Annotated in this window: 19 protein-coding genes; 5 read left to right on the top strand and 14 right to left on the bottom strand. The window is 67.0% G+C overall.

Annotated features, from left to right (window positions below):
- Positions 1 to 37: 37 nt before the first annotated feature.
- The 11 genes from GRI40_RS03455 to tsaD all read right to left on the bottom strand — a co-directional run bounded on the left by GRI40_RS03455 (position 38) and on the right by tsaD (position 13,229).
- Complete coding sequence (locus tag GRI40_RS03455; protein WP_160610051.1) at positions 38 to 2,869, bottom strand: TonB-dependent receptor; 2,832 nt, start codon at positions 2,867 to 2,869, stop codon at positions 38 to 40.
- 228 nt (positions 2,870 to 3,097) lie between these two features.
- A complete protein-coding gene (locus GRI40_RS03450) occupies positions 3,098 to 4,168 on the bottom strand; it encodes an acyl-CoA dehydrogenase family protein (protein WP_160610050.1) in 1,071 nt (356 codons plus the stop codon).
- 13 nt (positions 4,169 to 4,181) lie between these two features.
- A complete protein-coding gene (locus tag GRI40_RS03445) occupies positions 4,182 to 5,393 on the bottom strand; it encodes an acyl-CoA dehydrogenase family protein (RefSeq protein ID WP_160610049.1) in 1,212 nt (403 codons plus the stop codon).
- A 364-nt stretch (positions 5,394 to 5,757) separates the two neighbouring features.
- On the bottom strand, positions 5,758 to 6,765 hold the full coding sequence (locus GRI40_RS03440) for a fumarylacetoacetate hydrolase family protein (protein WP_160610048.1): 1,008 nt from the start codon (positions 6,763 to 6,765) through the stop codon (positions 5,758 to 5,760).
- 7 nt (positions 6,766 to 6,772) lie between these two features.
- Positions 6,773 to 7,414, bottom strand: coding sequence for a maleylacetoacetate isomerase (gene maiA / locus GRI40_RS03435; protein ID WP_160610047.1), 642 nt, complete (start codon positions 7,412 to 7,414; stop codon positions 6,773 to 6,775).
- The gene (locus tag GRI40_RS03430; RefSeq protein WP_160610046.1) at positions 7,414 to 8,589 is read right to left on the bottom strand and encodes an acyl-CoA dehydrogenase; all 1,176 of its coding nucleotides are present in this window, start codon (positions 8,587 to 8,589) and stop codon (positions 7,414 to 7,416) included. Before GRI40_RS03430 ends, maiA begins: the two co-directional genes overlap by 1 nt.
- A gap of 47 nt (positions 8,590 to 8,636) precedes the next feature.
- Complete coding sequence (locus tag GRI40_RS03425) at positions 8,637 to 8,993, bottom strand: response regulator (RefSeq protein WP_202390128.1); 357 nt, start codon at positions 8,991 to 8,993, stop codon at positions 8,637 to 8,639.
- Positions 8,994 to 9,071: 78 nt separating this feature from the next.
- Positions 9,072 to 9,656, bottom strand: coding sequence for a hypothetical protein (locus tag GRI40_RS03420; protein WP_160610045.1), 585 nt, complete (start codon positions 9,654 to 9,656; stop codon positions 9,072 to 9,074).
- Positions 9,653 to 11,200 (bottom strand): lipopolysaccharide biosynthesis protein, encoded by a 1,548-nt coding sequence (locus tag GRI40_RS03415; RefSeq protein WP_160610044.1) that lies wholly within the window; start codon positions 11,198 to 11,200, stop codon positions 9,653 to 9,655. The genes GRI40_RS03420 and GRI40_RS03415 overlap by 4 nt, the downstream gene beginning before the upstream one ends.
- Entirely contained in the window at positions 11,197 to 12,195 is a 999-nt protein-coding gene (locus GRI40_RS03410) for an NAD(P)H-dependent glycerol-3-phosphate dehydrogenase (RefSeq protein ID WP_160610043.1), read from the bottom strand. Before GRI40_RS03410 ends, GRI40_RS03415 begins: the two co-directional genes overlap by 4 nt.
- On the bottom strand, positions 12,192 to 13,229 hold the full coding sequence (gene tsaD / locus GRI40_RS03405) for a tRNA (adenosine(37)-N6)-threonylcarbamoyltransferase complex transferase subunit TsaD (RefSeq protein ID WP_160610042.1): 1,038 nt from the start codon (positions 13,227 to 13,229) through the stop codon (positions 12,192 to 12,194). The genes GRI40_RS03410 and tsaD overlap by 4 nt, the downstream gene beginning before the upstream one ends.
- A gap of 46 nt (positions 13,230 to 13,275) precedes the next feature.
- Between tsaD and hemC the strand changes: the two genes are divergently transcribed.
- From hemC to GRI40_RS03390, 3 genes are read left to right on the top strand one after another with little or no spacing between them, the layout of a single operon-like run.
- Complete coding sequence (gene hemC, locus GRI40_RS03400) at positions 13,276 to 14,229, top strand: hydroxymethylbilane synthase (RefSeq protein WP_160610041.1); 954 nt, start codon at positions 13,276 to 13,278, stop codon at positions 14,227 to 14,229.
- Complete coding sequence (locus GRI40_RS03395; protein ID WP_160610040.1) at positions 14,226 to 14,903, top strand: uroporphyrinogen-III synthase; 678 nt, start codon at positions 14,226 to 14,228, stop codon at positions 14,901 to 14,903. The genes hemC and GRI40_RS03395 overlap by 4 nt, the downstream gene beginning before the upstream one ends.
- A 50-nt stretch (positions 14,904 to 14,953) precedes the next feature.
- Positions 14,954 to 15,853 carry a mitofilin family membrane protein gene (locus tag GRI40_RS03390; protein ID WP_160610039.1) on the top strand — a complete coding sequence of 300 codons (900 nt, stop codon included), beginning with the start codon at positions 14,954 to 14,956 and terminating at the stop codon, positions 15,851 to 15,853.
- An 8-nt stretch (positions 15,854 to 15,861) separates the two neighbouring features.
- On the opposite strand, the gene GRI40_RS03385 is transcribed toward GRI40_RS03390, so the two are convergent.
- On the bottom strand, positions 15,862 to 17,076 hold the full coding sequence (locus GRI40_RS03385) for a UbiH/UbiF/VisC/COQ6 family ubiquinone biosynthesis hydroxylase (protein WP_160610038.1): 1,215 nt from the start codon (positions 17,074 to 17,076) through the stop codon (positions 15,862 to 15,864).
- Positions 17,077 to 17,104: 28 nt separating this feature from the next.
- Here GRI40_RS03385 and GRI40_RS03380 point away from each other — a divergent pair, with 28 nt between their 5' ends.
- Positions 17,105 to 19,165 (top strand): protein-disulfide reductase DsbD family protein, encoded by a 2,061-nt coding sequence (locus GRI40_RS03380; RefSeq protein ID WP_160610037.1) that lies wholly within the window; start codon positions 17,105 to 17,107, stop codon positions 19,163 to 19,165.
- On the opposite strand, the gene GRI40_RS03375 is transcribed toward GRI40_RS03380, so the two are convergent.
- Together GRI40_RS03375 and uvrB are read right to left on the bottom strand one after the other, a co-directional pair.
- Positions 19,125 to 19,724 carry a hypothetical protein gene (locus tag GRI40_RS03375; RefSeq protein ID WP_237488984.1) on the bottom strand — a complete coding sequence of 200 codons (600 nt, stop codon included), beginning with the start codon at positions 19,722 to 19,724 and terminating at the stop codon, positions 19,125 to 19,127. The two genes, GRI40_RS03380 and GRI40_RS03375, sit on opposite strands and share 41 nt — an antisense overlap.
- Positions 19,725 to 19,818: 94 nt before the next feature.
- On the bottom strand, positions 19,819 to 22,014 hold the full coding sequence (gene uvrB / locus GRI40_RS03370) for an excinuclease ABC subunit UvrB (protein ID WP_160610035.1): 2,196 nt from the start codon (positions 22,012 to 22,014) through the stop codon (positions 19,819 to 19,821).
- Positions 22,015 to 22,113: 99 nt separating this feature from the next.
- Between uvrB and GRI40_RS03365 the strand changes: the two genes are divergently transcribed.
- A complete protein-coding gene (locus tag GRI40_RS03365; protein WP_160610034.1) occupies positions 22,114 to 22,869 on the top strand; it encodes an esterase/lipase family protein in 756 nt (251 codons plus the stop codon).
- Positions 22,870 to 22,874: the final 5 nt, after the last annotated feature.

The raw sequence follows: 22,874 nt of genomic DNA, 5'->3' as shown, positions 1-22,874 counted from the left end.
CTTGCGGAACCCGGCCCCTTTCTTCACGTCGCGCGGATCAGAAGTTCGTGCGCAACGTCACACCATAAGTCCGCGGTTCGGCCAGGAACTGCGAGAAGATCTGGCGGCCGCCCGGATACTGCGGGTCGGCGAACGCAGCCGTTGTCGAGACCGCGCCTTCCTGGAAAGGCGAATTGAACGCGACCTGGGCATAATCCTTGTTGAAGATGTTCTGGCCCCACAGTTCGATCGCCCAGCGATCGTCCGGCCCACGAAGCCCGACGCGGGCGTTGAAGGTGGCAAACCCGTCCTGTTCCTTCTGCGGGAACAGGTCGGAACCGGTGTTGTAGTCCCCGGTCATGCGCCCATCGATGTAGAACAGCGCCGACATGCCCGACGATCCTATAGCCGGGGTGAAGGCAACCGAGGCAGTCGTGGTGATTTCCGGGGCATTCGACAGGTTATCGCCTGGCAGCTTGCGCAGCGCCTGGTTGAGCGGCGCGCCGTCCTCCGTTCCGACGAGGTCATCGCGGTAGCTCGTGTCGGCATAAGTCAGGCCCATCGCTATCCGCAGGTCCCGGGCGGGCACGAACTGCGCTTCCAGCTCCACGCCTTGGGACAGGACGCCGTACGTCACGTCGTCCGGATTGCAGGCGCCGCTGGCCGCCGCGCCGGCGTTGTAGTTGGGCGCGCCGACGAACTTGCTCTGGTCGCGGTCGGCCCCGCCCAGGTCATTGGAACAGCCGTTGACGTTCTGCACGATGAACACGGTGCCGTCGAACGTGTTGAGCTGGAAGTTGCTGAACTCCTGCCGGAATGCGGCAATGCCGAAGGTGAACGGTCCAGTCGAATACTTGGCGCCGATCTCGTACGCATTCACGGTTTCGGGATCGAACTGCAGGCTGCCGACCAGCGCCTGCGCCCCGGCCGCGCTGTTGCCGCCGCCGAAAGCCGCGAAGGGCAGCACGGGCGACTTCAGGGCCGAGCGGTCGAAGTTGAACCCGCCCGCCTTATACCCGCGCGAATAGCTGCCGTAGACCAGCAGGTCGTCAACCGGCTTCCACGAGAGGATGGCCGTGCCGGTGAATTCGTCCTCCTTACGCTCGTCGGCAATGCTGACGCCGTTGAGCTCCGCGGTCGAGTTGCCCTGGCAGGTGAGCGAGATGAGACCCCCCGCCGTTGCTGCCAGAGGGGTGGTCAGGAAGGGCGTCAGAGCGGCCTGCTGGGCCGTGCACGCGACGTTGTCGTTGCCGAAGGTCGCGCTGAATTTCTTCTTCTCGTTGGTGTAGCGCAGGCCGAGCGTCAGATCGACCGTGTCGGTCACGTGGAAGATGTTGTGCGTGAACGCCGCGAAGCTCGTGCTGTCCTGGCGGTAGTTGTCCACAGTGCTGCCCCGGTCGCGCACCGAGTCCAGCCGATCGAACGCCCCGAGGAGTGCGGTGCCGACTGCCGCGCTGATGCCCGCACCGGCAAGCGCGCCCGACGGCAGCAGCGCGCGACCGGTCGCCGAGAGACAGCCTTGGCCGGTCGGTGAATAGAAGGCGGCCAGCGATCCGCCCGATACCGCGCGGCAGGTCGCGAAACGGCCGTAGTCCGCGCCGAAGCGCAGGTTGCTCCGCCCGCGGAACTTCTCGTCGGCGAAGAACCCGCCGACCAGCCAGTCGAGCCGATCGTTGAACGCCGTGCCGTTTAGGCGGATTTCCTGCGTGAACGTCTTGAACGCCCGGCGGTTGTTCCCGTCGGCGGCGTTGTAAAGAATGTCGACCGAGCTGTAATCGATATCGCCAGCCTGTTCGGCGTAATAATCCCGATAGGCGGTGATCGAGGTAAGCTGGATTCCGCCGAAGTCCCAGTCGACCTGGCCGGAGATGCCCCAATCCTCGGTCTTGCCGCCGTATGTCCGGCCCGGCGTGACCGACAGGACGCGTCGGTATCCGCTGTTGAATGCCGCCGGGTCCTGGCCCAGGTCGCGCATCACGTTGATGATGTTGTTGCCGTTGCCGAACGTGCCGACACCTGCATTCACGAGCGGCACGGGTTCGTTGAGGTTTCCGATGAACGGATTGACTGAACGATCGACATAGACCGCGCCGCAGCAGCTTTCGTCGCGGTTGGTGTAATCGCCGATGATGCGGATGTTGAGCGCATCGGTCGGTTCGAAGCGCAGCTGCCCGCGGATGAAATACCGGTCGCGGTCATTCACCCGGGTGTCGTTGGCCGGATCGCGGTAGAACCCGTCGCGCTGCACGAACACGCCGTCGACCCGCGCGGCGATAGTATCGCCGATCGGCACGTTCACGTTGCCCGCCAGCCGCAGATAATCGTAATTGCCGTACGTCGCCTCGGCCCCCGCGGAGAAGCCGGAGAACGAGGGCTGCTTCGAGATGATCGAGATGAGACCGGCGGACGAGTTACGGCCGCCCAGCGTGCCCTGGGGGCCGCGCAGAACCTCCACCCGGTCGATCTCGCCCAGTTCGTTGAGGCCGATGCCCGAACGCGAACGATAGACGCCGTCGATGAACACCACGACCGAGCTTTCGAGGCCGGGGTTGTCGCCCACCGTGCCGATGCCGCGGATGCGGGGCGAAGCGTTCGCTTCCGTGCCCGTGGAGGATACCAGCAGGGACGGCGCCACCTGGTTGAGCTGGCGGATGTCGTTCGCGCCGCTGTTCTGAAGCGTTTCGGCACTCACCGCCGAAATCGCGACGGGAACGTCGGCCAGCGCCTGCGCGCGCCCCTGCGCCGTCACCACGATGACATTGGGGTCCGCGGCGGCCTGCTCATCCTCCACGGGGGAAGGCGCAGTATCCTGGGCGAATGCCGAGGTCGGGGCGAGCACGCCGACCGTCAGTGCAAGGCAGGCGCACGACTGGCGCAGGGCAAATTTCATTGGTCTGTCTCCCACATTCAGGGCTTTTTTGAATCTCGCGCGAAGCGGATACCCGTTTATCGAAATTGAATTGCAAGCAAGGGGTGCTGTCAATCGGTTTTGGTTCAATTTCCTCCGTGTTTACGTCATTATCGAACGGGCTGCGCCCAATATGTCACGCAATGCGTACCCGGAATCCAGCAGGCGCGATTGCGCCAGGGCGTTGCGGCCAGCTGCGCAAGGCTGCGGTCAATATCCTGCAAGGGATGCGAACCGGCGGCGGCAATAGCTGGTGGACCCCCAGCTCGCCTCCAGCACACGCGCGCGCTTCAGGTAGAACCCGATGTCGTATTCGTCGGTCATGCCGATCCCGCCGTGAAGCTGCACGCCTTCGCGGCTCATCAGGTGGAGCACGCGGTTTGCCTCCGCCTTCGCAACCGTCGCCGCCCGGGCGACGCCGAAGCCGCTGTCCAGCGCCTCCAGCCCGCCTTCGACCGCGCTGCGCATCATCGCAAGGTCACCGAACAGGTCCGCCATGCGGTGCTGCAAGGCCTGGAAGCTGGCGAGCACCTGATTGAACTGGACGCGCTGCTTCAGATAATCGAGCGTTACGTCGAACACCTGTTGCGCCATGCCGAGCATTTCGGCCGCGGTGAGGATCCGCGCGCGGTCAAGCACCCGGTCGAGGAGATCGTCCCCGCCGCCGGCCAGCCGCTCGGCAGCCGCGCCGTCGAAAGTGACTTCGGCATGACTGCGCATGTCGGTGAGCTTCCGGGGCGAGAGGGTGACGCCTTCGCCCCGTTCGACGAGGTAGAGCCCGTCAGCCGCCGCCACGACGAACAGCGCAGCGCCGTCCGCCTCGTGCACGAAGGCCTTGGTACCGGTCAGCTTGCCGCCGTTGACCCGGGTTTCGATCCGGGATGAATCGTGGCGGGCGCCTTCGTCGACGGCGAGGGTGCCAACGATCTCTCCGCTGGCGAGGCGCGGGAGCCACTTCGCTTTCTGTTCGTCGCTGCCGCCCAGCACGATGGCGCTGGCGGCGATGGTGGTCGCGACGATCGGGCTGGCGGTCACGGACTTTCCGAGTTCTTCCACCACCAGGCCGGCGCTCATCCAGCCGAAATCGCTGCCGCCGTGTGCTTCGGGGATGACGATCCCGGCCCAGCCCATCTGCGCCATCGCGGACCAGGCATCGGGCGAATATCCCTCCGCCGGCTTTTCGGCCCGCACCTTGCGGAAGGCGGCGACGGGGCTTTCGTTCGCCGCCCATTCGCGCGCCATGTCACGCAGCATTTCCTGTTCTTCGTTGAGAATGGCCATGTTCCGCGCGCCCTTACTGGTGGTCGAGCATGCCAAGCACGCGCTTGGCGATGATGTTGTTCTGGATTTCGGTGGAGCCGCCGTAGATCGTCGTCGCCTTGCCGAAGAGCCAGGCGCGCACGCCGGAAAGCTCGCTGTCGGAAAAGCCGTCCCCCTCCCAGCCGAGGCCTTGCAGGCCCATGATCTCGATCAGCAACTCGGCGCGTTCCTGCCCGAGCTTGGTGCCGAGCTTCTTCAGGACGGAGCTGATCTCCGACACGCCGCCCTGCGCCTTCGATTCCTCCATCGCCCGCTTGGCAGTGAGCAGGAATGCTTGCCAGCGGATTTCGAAATCGGCGATCCGGTCGCGCATCACCGCGTCGACAAGGACGCCCTGGTCATCGGTCTCGAGATACTTCTTCGCGACATCGGAGAGAGCTGACCCCATCAGCCGCGCCATCGACCCGCCGCCCGACAGGTTCGTGCGTTCGTGCTGCAACAGCCGCTTGCCGATGGTCCAGCCCTGGCCTTCCTTACCGACCAGGTTTTCCTTGGGCACCTTCACGTCGGTGAAGAACGTTTCGCAGAACGGGCTCATCCCGCTGATCATCTGGATCGGGCGGACTTCCACCCCCGGGTCCTTCATGTCGATCAGCATGAACGATATGCCGTTATGCTTGTCGCTGCGGTCGGTGCGGACGATGGCGAAGCATTTGTCCGCCCACTGACCGCCGCTGGTCCAGGTCTTTTGTCCGTTGACCAGGTAATGATCGCCCTTGTCCTCCGCGAAGGTCTGCAGGTTGGCGAGATCGGACCCGGCATTGGGTTCGGAATAGCCCTGACACCAGCGGATTTCGCCGCGTGCGATGGGCGGGATGTGTTCGCGCTTCTGTTCCTCACTGCCATATTCCAGCAAGGTGGGGCCGAACATCATCACACCCATGCCGCCGATGGGGTTGTAGGCGCCGACCTTCGCCATCTCTTCATTCAGGATATGCGCCTGCTTGCGGGTGAGGCCGCCGCCGCCGTATTCCTTCGGCCAGGTCGGCACGCCCCAGCCGCGGCTGCCCATCGCCTCGCGCCAGGCCTTTTCCGCCGGGCTTTCGTTCGTCGGCCCTTCGACGCTGGCAAGAGCATTGTTGCTGCCTTTCAGCTCAGCCGGGAAATGTTCGGCCAGGAATGCGCGCACCTCCTCGCGAAAAGCGTCGTCAGCGCTTGCTTCTTTGGGTTCGGCCAGGGTCGCCATGTTCACTCTCCTCGTTGCCGTGCAGGGGCGCCGGAGGCCCGTGACGGATGACCTTCAGGCGCGCCGCTCACGCCTGAGGCGCGGGGCACGCGGTGCTTGCGCAGCGGGATACAACGGCAAAGCGCGGGCGCATTCCGCCGGGAACGGTGCAGGCCGTTTACAGGGTGCCAATGAATACCCGGCCCATCCGTGGCGGTGCTTCGAAACCAGTGCGGGGCGTCCGCAGCCATCGAGGTATCTCTCCCGCAGGCTGCGGTATCGCAGTCCTGTTGTCCGAACATACCGCGTTTTGGAAAACGGGCAAGCGGAGTCGCGCGGGACAGCGGGAGGAGGGCTCGGGGGGGGGCGGGCGCTGCCCCCGCTCTCAGGCCGCGACGACTTCCTGTTCGATCTTGCCGAAGATGGAATGACCCTGCTGGTCGCGCATCTCGATGGAGACCACGTCGCCCGGCTTCATGAACGGAGTAGTGGGCTGTCCGCCGTCGATCGTTTCGATCATCCGGATTTCCGCGATGCAGGAATATCCAGCCCCGCCGGCGCTCACCGGCTTGCCCGCTCCGCCATCCGCGCCCTTGTTGCTGACCGTGCCGGACCCGATGATCGATCCGGCGGCGAGGTTGCGCGTCTTGGCCGCGTGGGCGATCAGGTCGGCGAGGCTGAACGTCGCCTCCTGCGCGGCATTAGCGCGGCCAAACGCCTGGCCGTTGTAATCGACCATCAGCGGAAGGTTGATGACGCTGCCTGACCACGCCTCTCCGAGCTCGTCCGGCGTCACCGCTACCGGGCTGAAGGCGCTGGCAGGCTTGGACTGGAAGAACCCGAACCCCTTTTCCAGTTCGCCCGGGATCAGGCCGCGCAGGGAAACGTCGTTCACCAGCATCAGCAGCTTGATGTGATCCGCCGCGTCCTCCGGCGACACGCCCATCGGCACGTCGTCGACGATGGCGGCGATCTCGCCCTCCATGTCGCAGCCCCAGGCCTGGTCCTTGAGCGGGATGGGATCGCGCGGGGCGAGGAACCCGTCGCTGCCGCCCTGATACATCAGCGGATCGTGGTAGAAGCTTTCCGGCACTTTCGCGCCGCGCGCCTGGCGCACCAGCTCCACATGGTTGATGTAGGCCGAACCGTCCGCCCACTGGTAGGCGCGGGGAAGCGGGCTTGCCGCGTCGTGTTCGTGAAACCGGCCGCACGGGACGGTCCAGTGCTCCACATCGCGATAGAGCGCTTCGAGCTGCGGAGCGACCTGGCTCCAGTTGTCCAGCGCATACTGCATCGTCGGGGCGATATGCTCGGCGCTGGAATAGCGGGTGATGTCCTTGGACACGACGACGAGCTTGCCGTCGCGGCCGTGCTTGAGCGATGCGAGTTTCATAAAAGGCTCAGGCTCCTTGAGGGGTGTCCGGCTGATTGTCGGGGTGGGCGCGCTGGAATTCGGGGAGGGCGAGGCAGGCAGCCTCGATCCGTGTCATGTTGGGCATGCCGCTGAAGTCGAAGTCGAAGCGCCGCGCGTTGTACATCTGTGGAACGAGAACGACTTCGAACAGTCCGGGCCGCTCATGAAGCGTCTCTTTGACACCCAGTTGCGTGAGCCGCGTCTCCACCGGGACCAGCGTCTTCATCAGCCAGTGGCGGTACCAGGTGTCGATATCATCCTGCGAATGGCCGAGCTCGTTCTTGAGGTATTGCAGCACCGGCAGGTTGTTCACCGCGTGCAATTCCGTTGCGATCGCATAGGAAAGCTCCCGCACGGTGAAACGATCTTCCGCATCGCGAGGCAGCAGCGGTCGGTCCGGATACGCCTCGTCGAGCCATTCCAGGATCGCCATTGACTGCGCCCGGTCGCGCCCTCCCGCCTCCAGCATCGGTACCCCGGCAAACGGATTGCGCGCGCGGTACGCATCGCCGCGCTGCTCGGATTTCAGCAGGTTGACCGGTTCGATTTCGTAATCGAGGCCCTTGAGGTTGAGCGCGATCCGCAGCCGGTAGCTGGTGGAACTGCGGAAATAGGCGTGCAGCCGCATCAAAACGCCGGGATGCCCGTCAACGCGCGGCCCAGGATCAGCGCGTGGACGTCGTGCGTGCCTTCATAGGTGTTGACCGTCTCCAGGTTCACCATGTGACGGATCACCTGGTATTCGCCGCTGATCCCGTTGCCGCCGTGCATGTCCCGCGCTTTGCGAGCGATATCGAGCGCCTTGCCGACATTGTTGCGCTTGACGATGGAGATCATCTCGGGCGCGAATGCGTGATCGTCCATCAGCCGCCCGACGCGTAGGGAGGCCTGAAGGCCGAGCGCAATCTCGGTCATCATGTCGGCCAGCTTCAACTGGTAGAGCTGCTTTGAGGCGAGGGGCACGCCGAACTGCTGGCGATCGAGCCCGTATTGGCGAGCGGCGTGGAAGCAGAACTCGGCCGCGCCCATCGCGCCCCACGAAATCCCGTAGCGCGCGCGGTTGAGGCAGCCGAACGGGCCCTTGAGACCGCTGACTTCGGGGAGCAGCGCGTCGACGCCCAGCTTCACCTCGTCCATCAGGATCATGCCGGTCGTGCTTGCCCGCAGCGACAGCTTGTTCTCGATCTTCGGGGCCGAAAGACCGGCCATTCCCTTGTCCAGAACGAAGCCGCGGATCGCGCCGCCGTGCGCCTCGCTCTTGGCCCAGACCACGAACACGTCGGCGAAGGGGGCGTTGCTGATCCAGGTCTTTGCGCCGGAGAGCGAATAGCCGTCGCCGTCCTTTCTCGCGTACGTCCGCATCGCCCCGGGATCGGAACCGGCGTCCGGTTCGGTCAGGCCGAAGCAGCCGATCAGTTCTCCGCTGGCGAGGCCGGGCAGATACTTGCGCTTCTGTTCCTCCGACCCGTAGGCGAGGATCGGATACATCACGAGGCTCGACTGCACGCTTGCCATCGAGCGGTATCCGGAATCGACCCGCTCGATCTCGCGCGCGATCAGGCCATACGCGACGTAGCTCGCGCCCGCGCCGCCGTATTCCTCCGGGACCGTGGCGCCCAGAAGGCCGGCGCGGCCCATCAGGGGAAACAGTTCAGGTGCATCCGCTTCGTTGGCGAATGCTTCGATGACCCGGGGCTGCAATTCGGATCGTGCGAAAGCGCGGGCGGCGTCGCGAATCATTCGCTCGTCCTCGGTCAATTGCGCGTCGAGGCCGAACGGATCTTCCCAGTCGAAAGGTGTCATGCCTTGCGCTCTCGCAGGCCCGGGCGGGCGGCGCAAGGGGGCGCGCGTTACGCCTCGGCAAGTGCCTCGCGCATGGTCGCGATGATGCGATTTGGCGGGCACGGCTTGGCCAGCGCGAGGGCATCGGGAAAGCGGCGGCTGACCTCGTCCGGGCTTACTTCTCCGGAATGGAAGATGATCGGCACGTTTGCCGCTTGCAGCTTTTCGGCAAGGGGGAAGACCTCGCCATCTTCCAGTCGCACGTCCAGGATCGCGAGATCGGGCGTGCGGCGGTCTACCGCGTCGCAGGCCGACTGCGTGGTATCGTACGGGCCGGCAACTTCGTAGCCGGCTTCCTCGACCGTATGGCGCAGGTCCACTCCGATGATCATCTCATCTTCCGCGACAAGCACGCATTGGGCCATGGGGGTTCTCCGGTTGAGGGGGCCGGGCTTAAACTCCGCCGGTCCCCTCCGGTTCCCGGGGATAGGGATTAACGCCGGTCAGCTGGCGCCGAAGCGGGTCGCGAAGGCGGCTTCATCGCCGCTCGCCAGCAAGCGGGCCTGGCCCGTCCAGTCGTCGCGCCGGATGCGGCCCTGAAAACGGCCGAGCTGCGCATCGATCCGGTCGATGTCGGCATCGCTCCACCCGGCGATCTGATCGAAGCGGGTGATGCCAAGCGCGTTGAGGGTGCCGGCGAGCTTCGGACCCAGGCCCTTGATGCGGGTGAGATCGTCGGAATCGCCGACGCCTGGCCGGTCGCTCTCGGCCGCATCCTCTTCCGCGATTTCGCCCGCCCGCACGTCGGCCATGGCAGCGGCGGCGGCGACAGCGGCGCCTGCTCCTCCGATCGCCTCGGGCACATCGGGCGGCAGCGGAGCATTGACGAACGTGCCCGTCGCCGCCGGGGGCGCATCGATCAGGGCCTGGTTGCGCGCGGCCGGCGCGGCGCCTTCGTCCAGCGTGTCGCGCCGATCAATCGTCACCCGAGTTCGCCGGCTGGCCGCGATGATCCACCACAGCAGGATCAGCAGGACGGCCCCGGCGATGGCGAGCAGAAGCCAGTTTTCGGCAGCGAACGTGTTCATGGTCTTGGTTCCCCTTCCAGCGACGCAGCCGGCGGTGCGGCCACGTTATCGCCATGTTCGAGATTGCGGCGGAACAGCACCCGGTCCTCGGGCCCGAATCCGTAACGCCAGATCACCCAGCCGTATGTCAGCAGGATGAGCGGAATGCCGAACGCCAGCTCCGCCCATTCGGGCAAGCGCGTCGCCAGCCAGCCGACGACGATGGCAGGCGCGGCGGCGTAGACAAGCGCCCAGCGCCAGTTGTTTATCCGTTGCCTGAGCATTCGCCCCAGCATGATCGACTTGACGATCGAGGCCGTGCCCAAAGCCAGCACGAGCGCCAGCGCGGCGCCCGCGGCCTTGTATGTTTCGGGAAGGTCCAGCCGGTCCACCGCAATCATCGCCCCGATGGTCAGCACGGCCTGTAGCCCGATCGTGGCGACCGACACGATCAGGTTCCTGAACCGTGCGACATATATCAGTGCCGCTTCGGCCACCACCGCGGCGGCCGCCACCACCTCGGCCGCGAGGAGGAAGGCGAGCGCGCCGGTACCTCCCACGAAATTCGGGCCCACCAGGCCCATCACCGCTTCGCCGGGAATGCCCAGGGCCAGGGCGATTCCCGCTTGCGCGGCGGTGATCCAGAAGCCCACCTGGCACACCTGCCGCGCGATCGCGGCGAAGTTCTTTTCCTTGAGGTTGCGGGTGATGACCGGGCCCAGGATCGGTTCGAAACTGGTCTTCAGCTTCTGCGGCAGCGAGGCAACCTGCTGCGCCACGTAATATACGCCCACCGCAGCTGGCGCGGCGAACAGGCCCAGGATGAAGATGTCGAGCCGCCGCGTGCCCCATTCGATCGCGTCGGCACTGGCGAGCGGCAGTGCGCGCCAGGTGAACCGCGCCATGGCCCGGGGCCGAGGGCGCCACCCGCTCGGCAGGCCATATGTCCTGAAGAACGGCCACAGCGCCGTCAGCAACCCGGCATAGATCGACGCGAGATAGGCCATCGACAGGCCTGATCGCGGGATCACGAACCACAGCGCGCCGGCGAGGATCGAGATCGTCCATGGCTCCACCACCGCACGCGCCCGCACGGTGGTGCCGACATCGAACCGATAGGCCTGGGCGGCCAGCACGATCTCGGTCAGCGCATAGCCGGGGATGGCGAGCACGATCAGGCGGTCGAGAGCGGTATATTCGCCGCTGGGGAACATGGGCGCGGGCACCAGCCAGAAGAAGGCCACCGCCGCAAGCGAAGCCAGCGTCGCGATGAGGATCCCGTCGAAAACGAGGTTAGCGGGCCGTTCGTCGGGCGCTTCCGACAAACGCTGCGCCAGGCCGCGCTTTTCGCCCATCGAGCAGATCATGGCGGTCAGTTCCACCACGACGAGCGCGGATGCGAAGCGCCCCAGCGATTCTGCACCATAGAGCCGGCCCGCGATGAAAAGGAACGGCAGGCGCGCGGCGAGGCGTAGCAGGAAGCCGAAGAAATTGGTCCGGCCACCCTTGGCCAGCGCGGCGATGTCTTCCTGCGGATTACCCGGCTGCACAGCCGGCACGCTCATGCACCGACCTCGGTCGCGAGCGGGCGGGCGAGCAGTTCGGCAACGATGGTTTTCGCCGGCGCGCCCTGCAGCAGGCGATGAACGGCCGCCACGATGGGCATCGCGACACCGTGCCGCGCGGCGAGATCAGCAAGCACGGGCGCGGTGTGCGCACCTTCGGCAACCGTGCGTCGGTCGGCCATCAGTGCGGCCGGATCGGCCCCTTCGCCCAGCGCCTTGCCGAGGCTGAAGTTCCGGCTGGACGTGGAAGAGCAGGTGAGGACGAGATCGCCGAGGCCGCACAGGCCGGCCAGTGTATCGCGTTCGGCACCCAGCGCTTCCCCGAAGCGCAGCATTTCGGCATAGCCGCGCGCGATCAGGGCCGCGCGCGCGTTCTGGCCGAGGCCGAGGCCGTCGACGACTCCGCAGGCGATCGCCAGCACGTTTTTAACCGCACCGCCGATTTCCGCCCCGGCCACGTCCCCTGAATAATACGGGCGAAACGCGGCGCGCGCGATGACCGGGTGAAGCCGGTTCCACTGCTCCGTGCCGCCCCCGCATGCCAGCGTGACCGCAGTGGGCAGCCCGGCGGCGACTTCATGGGCGAAAGTTGGGCCGGAAAGCACGGCGATCCGCGACGTGGGCGCCGTGTCATGCGCCACTTCGTTCATCGGGCGCCCGGTGCCTGCCTCGATCCCCTTGGAACACAGGACGAGATCGCGCGGGTGCGAAGGCATGGCGCCGAGTACGACGGCCATATGCTGCGCGGGAGTCACCACCAGCAAGACGTCGAGCGCCGCCATCCGCGCCAGGTCGCCAGTCGCCTCGATCGTGGGCTGGAGCGCGGCTGAAGGAAGAAACACGCTGTTCCGGCGCGCGGTGTTCACCTCCTCGACGATCTCGGGCTCTCGCGCCCAGAGCAGTACATTGCGTCCGTCGGACGCAAGCATCTGGGCAAGCGCCGTGCCCCACGCCCCGGCGCCGAGCACGCCGACTGTCGGTTGTCCGCCGCTCATGCCTTGACCCCGGCGCCGCGCACGGGTTCCGCCTCCGGATCGAGCGGCCAGCGCGGACGTGCGGCGACGTCCAGCGGATCGGCCTGGGCCCCTATGGCGAGGCGCTCCTGCCCGGCCCAGGCGATCATCGCGGCGTTATCGGTGCACAAGGCCGGGGGCGGCGCGGAAAAGCGCATTCCATGTTTCGCCGCGAGCCCTTCAAGTGCGCTCCTGACCGCGGCGTTGGCCGCGACCCCGCCAGCAACCACCAGCGACGGCACCGGCGCCATCCGCCCCAGGGAATGGCCCAGGCGGTCGATCACGCATTCGATCGCCGCCTGCTGGAAGCTCGCTGCAATGTCGGCGGGCGGGTGCTGCCCCGTGGCGTGCGCGCGGAGCACGGCGCTCTTCAACCCGGCGAAGCTGAAATGCGCTTCGGCGCTACCCTTCAGGGGGCGGGGAAGGGGGACGGCCTGTGGATTACCGTCGCGCGCGAGCCGCTCCACCGCCGGGCCCCCGGGGAATCCAAGGCCGAGAATTTTGGCGGTCTTGTCGAACGCTTCCCCCAGGGCATCGTCGATTGTCGTGGCCAGGCGGCGATAACGGCCGACGCCGTCCACCCGCAGGATCTGGCAATGGCCGCCTGAAACCAGCAGCAGGGCGTAAGGGAATGCGAGGTCCGGATCGGCGAGCCGCGGCGAGAGCGCGTGCCCTTCCAGGTGGTTGATCGCCATCAGCGGCACGTCCGCCGCCATCGCCAACGCCTTTGCACTGACGAGGCCGACCATCACGCCGCCGATCAGGCCCGGCCCGGCGGTTGCGGCCACCGCGTCGAGATCGCCAAGCGATACGCCCGCTTCGCGCATGACCGCCTCGATCATCGGGGCGAGCCGTTCCGCGTGGGCGCGGGCGGCGATTTCCGGAACGACGCCGCCATAGGGTGCGTGCGCATCGTCCTGGCTGGCGATTGCCTGCGCCACGATCGTGCGGTCGTCTGCGACGATCGCGGCCGCGGTTTCGTCGCAGCTCGATTCAATGCCCAGTACGATGCCCATCCTTGCTTTCCCTTAGCCCTTTGGACGGCTACGGCAAGCGGACCCGATGTCTCAGCCACTCTCCGCCAGCCCTTCGACCGTCAAGCCCCTCCGCCTCGGGACCCGACGTTCGCCCCTCGCGATGGCGCAGGCGCACGAAGCGCGCGCGCGCCTGGCGAAGGCGTGGGGCTGGGACGAGAACCTGATCGAGCTCGTCCCCGTGCTGGCGAGCGGTGACAAGGTGCAGGACCGGCCACTTGCCGAGATCGGCGGAAAGGCCCTGTGGACGAAAGAGCTGGATGCGTGCCTTGCCGACGGACGCATCGACCTCGCGGTCCACTCGCTGAAGGATGTCGAAACGATCCGGCCGTCGGACATATACATAGGCGCCGTGCTCCCCCGGGCGGATGTGCGCGATGTCTTGCTTGGCGCGCCCAGCATCCGGGCGATTCCGGAAGGCGCACGGGTCGGCACCAGCGCGCCGCGCCGCGCCGCGCAAATGCTCCATCGGCGGCCGGACGTGTCCATCGTGCCGTTCCGCGGTAACGTGGCGACGCGGATGGCCAAGCTGGCGGCGGGGGAAGCTGACGTGACGCTGCTGGCCGCAGCGGGCCTGGAAAGGCTGGGCGAAAGCGGGGTGGGCACGCCGCTTGCTCTCGATGACTGGCTACCGGCGCCATCGCAGGGCGCTATCGCGATCGAGTGCCGGGCGGGTGACCGACAGGTCCGCGAATGGCTGGCGGCGATCGATCACGCGCCGAGCCGCGCCGAAGTGATGGCGGAGCGCGCACTGCTGGCCGGCCTTGGCGGCAGTTGCCATTCGCCTATCGCTGTCCTGACTCGCCACGTCGGCGATCACCTCGCCATTCGTTGCGCGATCTACAGTGCGGACGGGTTGGAGATGGTGGAAGCGACGGTAACCGCAGCGGTTGGGGACGATGAGGCGCCGCGGCGGCTTGCGGCAGACCTTCTCGCCCGCGCGAGCCCTGCGATCGGGGCGCTGTTCGCCGGCCCGGAATGAGCCGGCCACTGGTGATCCTGCGGCCCGAACCGGGCCTGTCGGAGACGGTGGCTGCGGCCCGGGCACTGGGCCTGCAGCCTGTGCCGGTGCCGCTGTTCGACATTGCGTCCGTTCCCTGGGCCGTCGCCCATCCGGACCGCTATGACGGGTTGCTGGTGGGAAGCGGCAACACCTTCCGCCACGGGGGCCCAGGCCTCGCGGCTCTGAAGCAACTGCCCACCCTCTGTGTGGGAGAGCGGACGGCGATGGCGGCGATGGATCACGGTTTCGCTGTGGAGATGACGGGCAATGGCGTCCTCCAGGGCGTGCTCGATGCGCTTGTGCCGCCGCGGCGGCTCCTGCGCATAGGTGGGGAGGAACGCGTGCCGGTCACCGCGCCATCAGGGATCGGGATCGATGATTGCATCGTGTACCGTGCGGTCCCGCGCCCTCTTTCGCCAGAAGGTGCCGCGGCCTTGACCGCAGGCGGGCTTGCCTTGTTGCACTCGGCAGCGGCCGCACGCCATTTTGCCGCGGAGTGCACGCGATTGGGAATCGTCCGCGCCAACGTCGAAATCGCAGCGCTGGGGCCCCGCATTGCCGACGCGGCGGGGCGGGGCTGGCGCGCGGCGCACACAGCCGATGTCGTGGCAGATGCCGCCTTGCTGGCCATCGCCGAACAGTTATGCCACTAGGGCGGCGGGGTTGCTGGCCGCACGGGCCGTGGGTCGAAGAACGGGACTGAATGGACGATTACACCTCCACGGGCCGCGCAGGTCCGTCGATCAAGCCGCTGCTGTTTGCCGTGCTTGCGGCGTTTCTGCTGGGCGCGGCGGTGACCGGATACCTCGCATGGAAAGGCGTGTTCGCGCCCCGCGCAGTGCCGATCGAGCCGGCCGACACGGCCACCACGGCCGCCGTTGTGCCCGCGCCTTCGCCAACGCCCAGCGTCAGCGAAACCGCGAGCGCCGCGGTGGAGCGGGTCGAAGAAGTGCAAGGCGGCATCGACCAGCGGCTCGCGGCGGCAGAGCAGCGGATCGCCCGCCTCGATCTCCAGGCGCAGGCCGCCGCGGGCAACGCGGCCCGGGCCGAAGGGCTTCTGATCGCGTTCGCGACCCGCCGCGCCCTCGATCGTGGCGAGCCGCTGGGCTATCTTGCCGACCAGCTTCGCCTTCGCTTCGGGGATGCGCAGCCCAATTCCGTGCGGACGGTCATCGCATTCTCGGAAAACCCCGTGACGCTGGATGTGCTGCTCGCGCGGCTGGACGGGCTCGAGCCGAACCTGCGGAACGTGTCGACGCAACCGCTCTTCACACGGCTTCAGAACGAAATCTCCAGCCTGTTCGTCATCCGGCGTGAAAGCGCGCCGTCGCCTCAGGCCGGCAAGCGCTTCGAACGCGCGCGCATGTTCCTCGAAAGCGGGCGCATCAGTCGCGCGATCGCGGAAGTGGAAAAATTGCCTGGTTCGGCAAGCGCCACCAACTGGATCGCCGATGCGCGTCGTTACGACCGGGCGCGCGAGGCGCTCGACCTGATCGAGACCGCTGCGGTGCAGGAACCGCGCCGGCTGCGCAACGGTGCGGGCCAGGCGGTGGAGCAGCTCAGCCCCGCTACGGCGGCCAGCCCGGAGCCCACCGTTCCCTGACGGGCGCGTCAGTCCTTCAGCAGCTCGGGCAAGGCGCCGGACACGCCGCGCGCTTCGTCCATGAACCAGCTCTTCAGCGGTGCCATCCGCTGGACGCCGGCCATGCCCAGGCGTCGCACGGCGCTCGCTGCCTTGCCGGGAACGCCGAACAGCCAGGTGAGGCCATCGGTCGCCAGCGCGACTGAGAACCCGTCGAGCGCGCGCCATTTCTCGTATCGCGCCAGCACTTGCGCATCGCCGGGGTCGAGGCCCAGGCGCATCCCTTCGGCGACAACCTCCACCAGTGCGCCCACGTCGCGTAGTCCGAGGTTGAGACCCTGTCCCGCGATCGGGTGGATACCGTGTGCGGCGTCGCCCACCAGGGCCAGGCGCCGGGCCACGGTGCGCGCCGTGTGCTGGAAGCTCAGCGGGTAGGACGAACGGGGACCGACCGCGACGATATCACCCAGGATGTCCCCCATCCGTTTCACGGCCTCGGCCAGGAATGCACGATCCGACAGCTTGAGATATCCGGCGGCATCGCGTTCGGCGACAGTCCAGACCAGCGCGCTTCGGTGATTTCCCTCCGCATCGTCCTGCATCGGCAGCAATGCGAACGGACCGGCGGGATAGAATATCTCCCACGCGGTGCCGTCGTGCGGCAGCGAATGGGTAAGCCAGCTTACGATCGCCCGGTGGCTGTAATTCCACTGGGCGAGGGGAAGGCCCGCTTCTTCGCGCGTCGGGGACCGGCGTCCCTCCGCGGCGACCATGAGGCTCCCTTGCAGGACGGTGCCGTCCGCCAGCGTGGCCGACACGCCGTGCTCGCCCCGCACGCGCCCGGTCACTTCGGCGCGGGGATGGAAGGCGATCGCCGGCACTTTTTCCGCAGCCTCGAACAGCGCCAGGCGCAGGCGGCGGTTCTCGAACATTCGGCCGAGCGAACCTTCGTGCGGCTCCGCCACGAAATCGATCCGGCCGGGCTTGAGCTGGTCGCTCACCGCAATGCGCGCGATCGGGCAGGCGAAGGGTTCCAGCAACGGCGCGAGCCCGATGTTGGTGAATAGGTTCCAGCTTGCGGTGGAGATGGCGCTGGCCCGGCCGTCGAACCCTTCGGCGGTCAATTCTGCCGGGTCGGCACGATCGACCACATGGCTGGTGATGCCTTTCCTCGCCGCGGCAAGGGCCAGCGTCATGCCGACCAGTCCGCCGCCGAGGATCACGAGGTCGCGCTTGTCGTTCATGCCTGTGAGCCCTAGAGCGCCACGCACGATGCACGCAAGGACATTGCCCCTGCTGACGGCGATCTGCGCGCTGTTCCTCGTTCTGCTGCCGGGCCTGGCGCTGGCCCAGGTCGGCGTCGAACCGCGGCAAAATCACATCGCCGCGCGCCTTGTGGCCGAAGGGCCGGCCGAACCGGGAGAGACGCTGACGATCGCCATCGCCTTCGACCCCGAGCCAGGCTGGCACGGATACTGGTCCAATCCTGGCGACGCTGGCTACGGAATGGAACTCGACTGGGAGCTTCCCGCGGGGTGGCGTGCAGGGGAACCGCAATACCCCGTACCGCAGAAGCTCGTGATCGGCGGGCTGATGAACCATATTTACGAAGGGCCGTACTCCGTGCTGGTGGACCTGGTCGCGCCTGCAGGGAGTGCGGAGGCGGCGAACCGCATCGCGCTCGACGCGCGCTGGCTGGCCTGCACCGATACGATCTGCGTGCCCGAACAGGCGCGGCTTGCGCTCGACCTGTCGCAGGCGTCACCGGAACGCGCCGCGTTCGACCAGTGGCGCGCGGCAATTCCTGCGCTGCTGGACCAGCCGGCCCGTTACGCCATCGAGGGCGGATACCTTCGCCTTGCCGTCCCTCTTCCCCGCACGATGCCTGTCACGGGGCCGCACGTTTTCATCGGCCCCCGCGACCTCGTCGATTACGCTGCGCCCCAGGCATTCGCGCGGAAGGGCGACCTGCTGATTGCGCGCATTCCACTGGCGGCCACTGTCGCGTCCCCCGATTCCATCGAGGGCATACTGGCGCTTGATGATGGCGACGGCATCCGCTTCCGTGGGGAGCCTGGCGCGGTTCCGGCCGACGGCACGCCGATTGTGAGCGCGGCCTCTGAAACGGGCCCGCTGTGGCTGCTTGCGATCGGCGCCCTTGCCGGCGGTCTGCTGCTCAACATCATGCCCTGCGTGTTTCCGATACTGAGTCTGAAGGCGCTGAGCCTGGCGCGCGCCGGGGAAAGCGATGGAAAGGCGCGCATCGAAGGGCTGGCCTATACTGGCGGCGTCATGCTGGCGACGATCGCACTGGGTGCGGTCATGCTGGCTCTCCGCGCCGGGGGAGAGGCGGTGGGCTGGGCGTTCCAGTTGCAGGAGCCGGCGGTTGTCGTGGCGCTGCTGGTGCTGGCGGGCGCGATTACCGCCAACTTCGCTGGCCTGTTTCATCTGCCGTCCCTGTCGATCGACCGGGGGGGCGAGCCGGCCGGGGCATTCGCCACCGGGCTGCTGGCCGCTTTCGTCGCGACGCCGTGCACGGGGCCGTTCATGGCCGCCGCGATGGGCGCCGCGCTCCTGCTGCCGCCGGTTGAGGCGCTCCTCCTGTTCACGGCCCTGGGCCTTGGCCTGGCGCTCCCGTTCCTGGCGCTCGGCTTCGTTCCGCGCCTCAGGAGGATGCTGCCGCGCCCCGGACCGTGGATGGAGCGGTTCCGGCGCATCATGGCGATCCCGATGGGCCTCACCACGCTGGCGCTGGTCTGGCTGTGCTGGCGGCTCGGGGGTCCGTGGTTCGCGCTCGGCGCCCTGCTCCTTGCCGCCCTTGCCGTGGGAGTGATCGTGTGGGCCATGCGGGAACGCGCGCGCGACCGCCGCCATGCCTACATCCTGGTCCTGGGCGCGAGCATTCTCGCGGTGTGTTCCGCGCAGTTCCTGCCCCGCCTCTTCGAACAGCCTTCGCGGCAGGCCGATACCGGCATGCTGAGCGCGCAACCGTTCACCGAGGATCGCCTCGCCCAGGCACGCGCGTCCGGCAGGCCGGTCTTCGTGTGGTTCACCGCGGACTGGTGCCTGACATGCAAGGTCAACGAGCAGGTGGCGATCGAGCGGGAGCCGACGCGGGCGGCATTCGAGCGGGCGGGCGTCGTCGCGCTGGTGGGTGACTGGACGCGTCGCGATCCGGCGATCACTCGCTTCCTGGCGGATCGCGGCGTTGCGGGGATTCCGCTTTACCTGTGGTACGCGCCCGGTGCCGAGGCGGAGGTCCTCCCGCAGGTTCTTTCGCCGGACAGCCTGGTCACATTGGCGGCGGATGTTCCTGAGCCCCCCGGTTCCTGACCGGCGTCGCGATGCGGCGGCAGGCTTCGATCAACGCGCCAGGGCGCGGACTGCCCTGGAGCACCAGAGTGCCGGCGCCGGGAATGGTCAGTTCCAGCCTGCGCGCCCCGGTCAGCGCGTCGAGGCGCGGATCGATTGCCTGATAGCGGCCGCGCCACAACCAGCCGCGCCCGCTGTCGGCGGCGTCGATCTTCAGGCGCACCACGTGACCGTTGCCGACCAGCGCCATCATGCCTTGCGCGCGGGGATCGGTCTGCGCGTAGCGGGTCACTTCCACGAAGACATTTTCGCCGCTGCCCGTGCAGGCGATGGAAAGCAACGGCCGGTGACCGGGCTGCCCGAAGACGATGCGCCCCGGTTCGCGGCTGTCAGCCCAGACGGCATCGTCCGTCGCAGGGGACGTCATTTCGACGCGCGGCCCCCGGGCCTGCTGGGCCATGTCGATGCGCTGCACGTACCCGTCGCTCGCCGGTGGACGGCATGCGGCAACGGCGACGACCAGCATCGCGACGGGCAGAATCGCGGCAGGGAGGATCGCGGGGGACGGGCGGGGCAGCACGCGCACGCTATGGCAGCGACACCGTGGCTGGTAAACGCACCGTTAGGAGCAAGGGCCTTCGAAGCTGTCTAAAACCCGTGACGCGGCGCAAGGATCAGGGCTTGCCGCCCATGCGCTTGTAACGCGTCTTGCCAAAGCGGTCCTTGCGCGTGCCGGGCTTGCCTTCGTTGCTGCGGCCCACAAGCGGTGCCTTGTGCTCGCCCGCGGGCAGGCCGAGCTCGTCGTTTTCCAGTCGCCTGATCTCGTCTCGCAGGCGCCCGGCTTCCTCGAACTCCAGGTCCGCGGCGGCGGTGCGCATCCGCTTTTCCAGGTCCTGGATATACGCGCGCAGATTGTGGCCGACGAGGTTGTTCCGTTCCGGATCGCCGATGTCGACCGTGACGCTGTCCTGCGCGGCAGTATGTGCCACGATGTCCTGAATTCCCCGGATGATCGTGGTGGGAGTGATCCCGTGTTCCGCGTTGTAGGCTTCCTGCCGGGTGCGGCGGCGCTCCGTTTCTGCGATCGCGCGTTCCATGCTGCCGGTGACGCGGTCGGCGTAGAGGATGACCTTGCTCTCCACGTTGCGCGCCGCGCGCCCGATCGTCTGGATGAGGCTGGTTTCCGACCGCAGGAACCCTTCCTTGTCGGCGTCAAGGATACAGACGAGGCCGCATTCGGGAATGTCGAGCCCTTCGCGCAGCAGGTTGATACCGATAAGGACATCGTACACCCCCAGGCGCAGGTCGCGGATTAACTCGATGCGTTCCAGCGTCTCGACGTCGGAGTGCATGTAACGCACGCGTACGCCCTGCTCGTGCATGAACTCCGTCAGGTCTTCCGCCATCCGCTTGGTCAGGGTGGTGACGAGCGTTCGATAACCCTTTTTCGCCGTCGCCTTGCATTCGGCGATGCAGTCCTGCACCTGGTCCTCCACCGGGCGGATCTCCACCGGCGGGTCGATTAGGCCGGTGGGCCGGATGACCTGTTCTGCGAACACGCCGCCCGTCTGTTCCATTTCCCAGCTTCCGGGCGTTGCGCTGACGGCGAATGTCTGTGGGCGCATCGCGTCCCATTCGTTGAAGCGCAAGGGGCGGTTGTCGATGCAGCTCGGCAGGCGGAACCCGTACTCAGCCAAGGTCATCTTGCGGCGGTGGTCGCCTTTCGCCATCGCGCCGATCTGCGGCACCGTCTGGTGGCTTTCGTCGACGAACAGCAGTGCGTTGTCGGGCAGGTATTCGAACAATGTCGGCGGCGGCTCACCCGGCAGGCGGCCGGTCAGGAAGCGGCTGTAGTTTTCGATGCCGGCGCAGCTACCCGTTGCGGCAATCATCTCGAGGTCGAAATTGGTGCGCTGTTCCAGCCGCTGAGCTTCGAGGAGGCGCCCTTCCGCGTGCAGTTCCTTCAGCCGTTCCTCAAGCTCGAACTTGATGGCCTGGCTTGCCTGCTTCATCGTAGGGCCGGGCGTGACATAGTGGCTGTTGGCATAGACCCGCACCGAGCTGAGGCTGGCGCCCTTTGCCCCCGTCAGTGGGTCGAATTCGGAAATCTCCTCGATCTCGTCGCCGAAGAAGCTGACCCGCCAGGCCATGTCCTCGTAATGGCTGGGGAAGATTTCCAGGCTGTCGCCGCGCACGCGGAAGTTGCCGCGCTGGAACGCCGCATCGTTGCGCTTGTACTGGAGCGCCACGAGCTTGCGGATGATCTCGCGCTGGTCGACTGATACGCCCTTCTTGAGGTCGAAGATCATGGCCGAGTACGTCTCGACCGAACCGATGCCGTAGAGGCAGCTGACCGAGGCGACGATAATCACGTCGTCGCGTTCGAGAAGCGCCCGGGTTGCCGAGTGACGCATCCGGTCGATCGCCTCGTTCACCGAGCTTTCCTTCTCGATGTAGGTGTCGCTGCGCGGCACGTAGGCTTCCGGCTGGTAGTAGTCGTAGTAGCTGACGAAATACTCGACCGCGTTGTTGGGGAAGAAGCTCTTGAACTCGCCATAGAGCTGCGCGGCAAGGATCTTGTTCGGCGCCAGGACGAGGGCGGGACGCTGGAGCTCCTCGATCACCTTAGCCATGGTGAAGGTCTTGCCGCTTCCGGTCACGCCAAGCAGGACCTGCGTCTGTTCCCCATCGCGTGCCGAGGCGACGAGCTCGCCGATCGCCGTTGGCTGGTCGCCGCTGGGCTCGTAATCCGAGACGAGCTCGAACCGCCGACCGCCCATGGACTTCTCGGGCCGGGCGGGCTTGTGGGGGACGAAGTTGCCGGAGGTATCGGGCTCTTCAAGCCCGCGGCGGATCACCAGTTCGCTCATGCACCGTGATATGGGGGTCCGCTTGGCGGCGGGCAACTGCCGAAGTATAGCACGGCTTCGGACTGGAAACGAAGGAGGCGGGCAGCGCGTTACGAGAACATGACATATGCCAATACCATCGCTCGGCACATTCCTGCCGGCCTGCGCGACCGCGTCGCGCTCGCCAGCCAGCCTGCGCCAGAGGGTGTCACGGGTCCGCGCCTGCGCCTGATGCTTGGCGAGCTCGATTATCTCGTCGAACCGTTACGGCGCCCGCTCCGCAAGCGTGAACCTCGCGCAGCGGCCGCCACCAGCCGCACCGTCATGCTGCTTCCCGGGTTCGCCACGCACCCCGTGCGGATGCGGCATCTCGCGCGCGGACTTCGCGCGGCGGGCCACCGCGTGTCGAACTGGGGCATGGGCTTCAACTGGGGCGCCGATGCAGACCGGTTCGACCGGGCCGAAGCGCGCCTGGCCTACCTGGCGGACCGGTATGGGGAGCCGGTGACCCTGGTGGGATGGAGCCTGGGCGGACTATTCGCACGCGAGATCGCCAAGCGCCGCCCGGAAGCGGTGGCGAAAGTCGTCACCATGGGTTCGCCGTTCTCCCACTCACCGCGCGCGAACAATGTGTGGCGCGCTTACCAGTTCATCGCCGGGCACCCGGTCGAAAGCCCGCCGGTTGACGTGGACCTCGCCGCCAAGCCGCCGGTCGAGACGGTGGCTATGTGGAGCCCGCGAGACGGGATCGTCCACCCGCGCGCGGCCTGCGGCAAGGCCGGCGAACGCGACCGGGCCGTGGCCCTTCGGTGCACACACATGGGGTTCGCCTACGATCCACAGGTGATCGCTGCCGTCCTGCGCGAGCTTTCTTGATCTTT

Origin of the sequence: Tsuneonella aeria (assembly GCF_009827495.1) — a bacterium.
In the GTDB taxonomy this organism is placed as follows: Bacteria; Pseudomonadota; Alphaproteobacteria; order Sphingomonadales; family Sphingomonadaceae; genus Tsuneonella; species Tsuneonella aeria.
The sequence above is the reverse complement of the archived record's forward strand: the minus strand, read 5'-3'. Positions and strand labels throughout refer to the sequence as shown.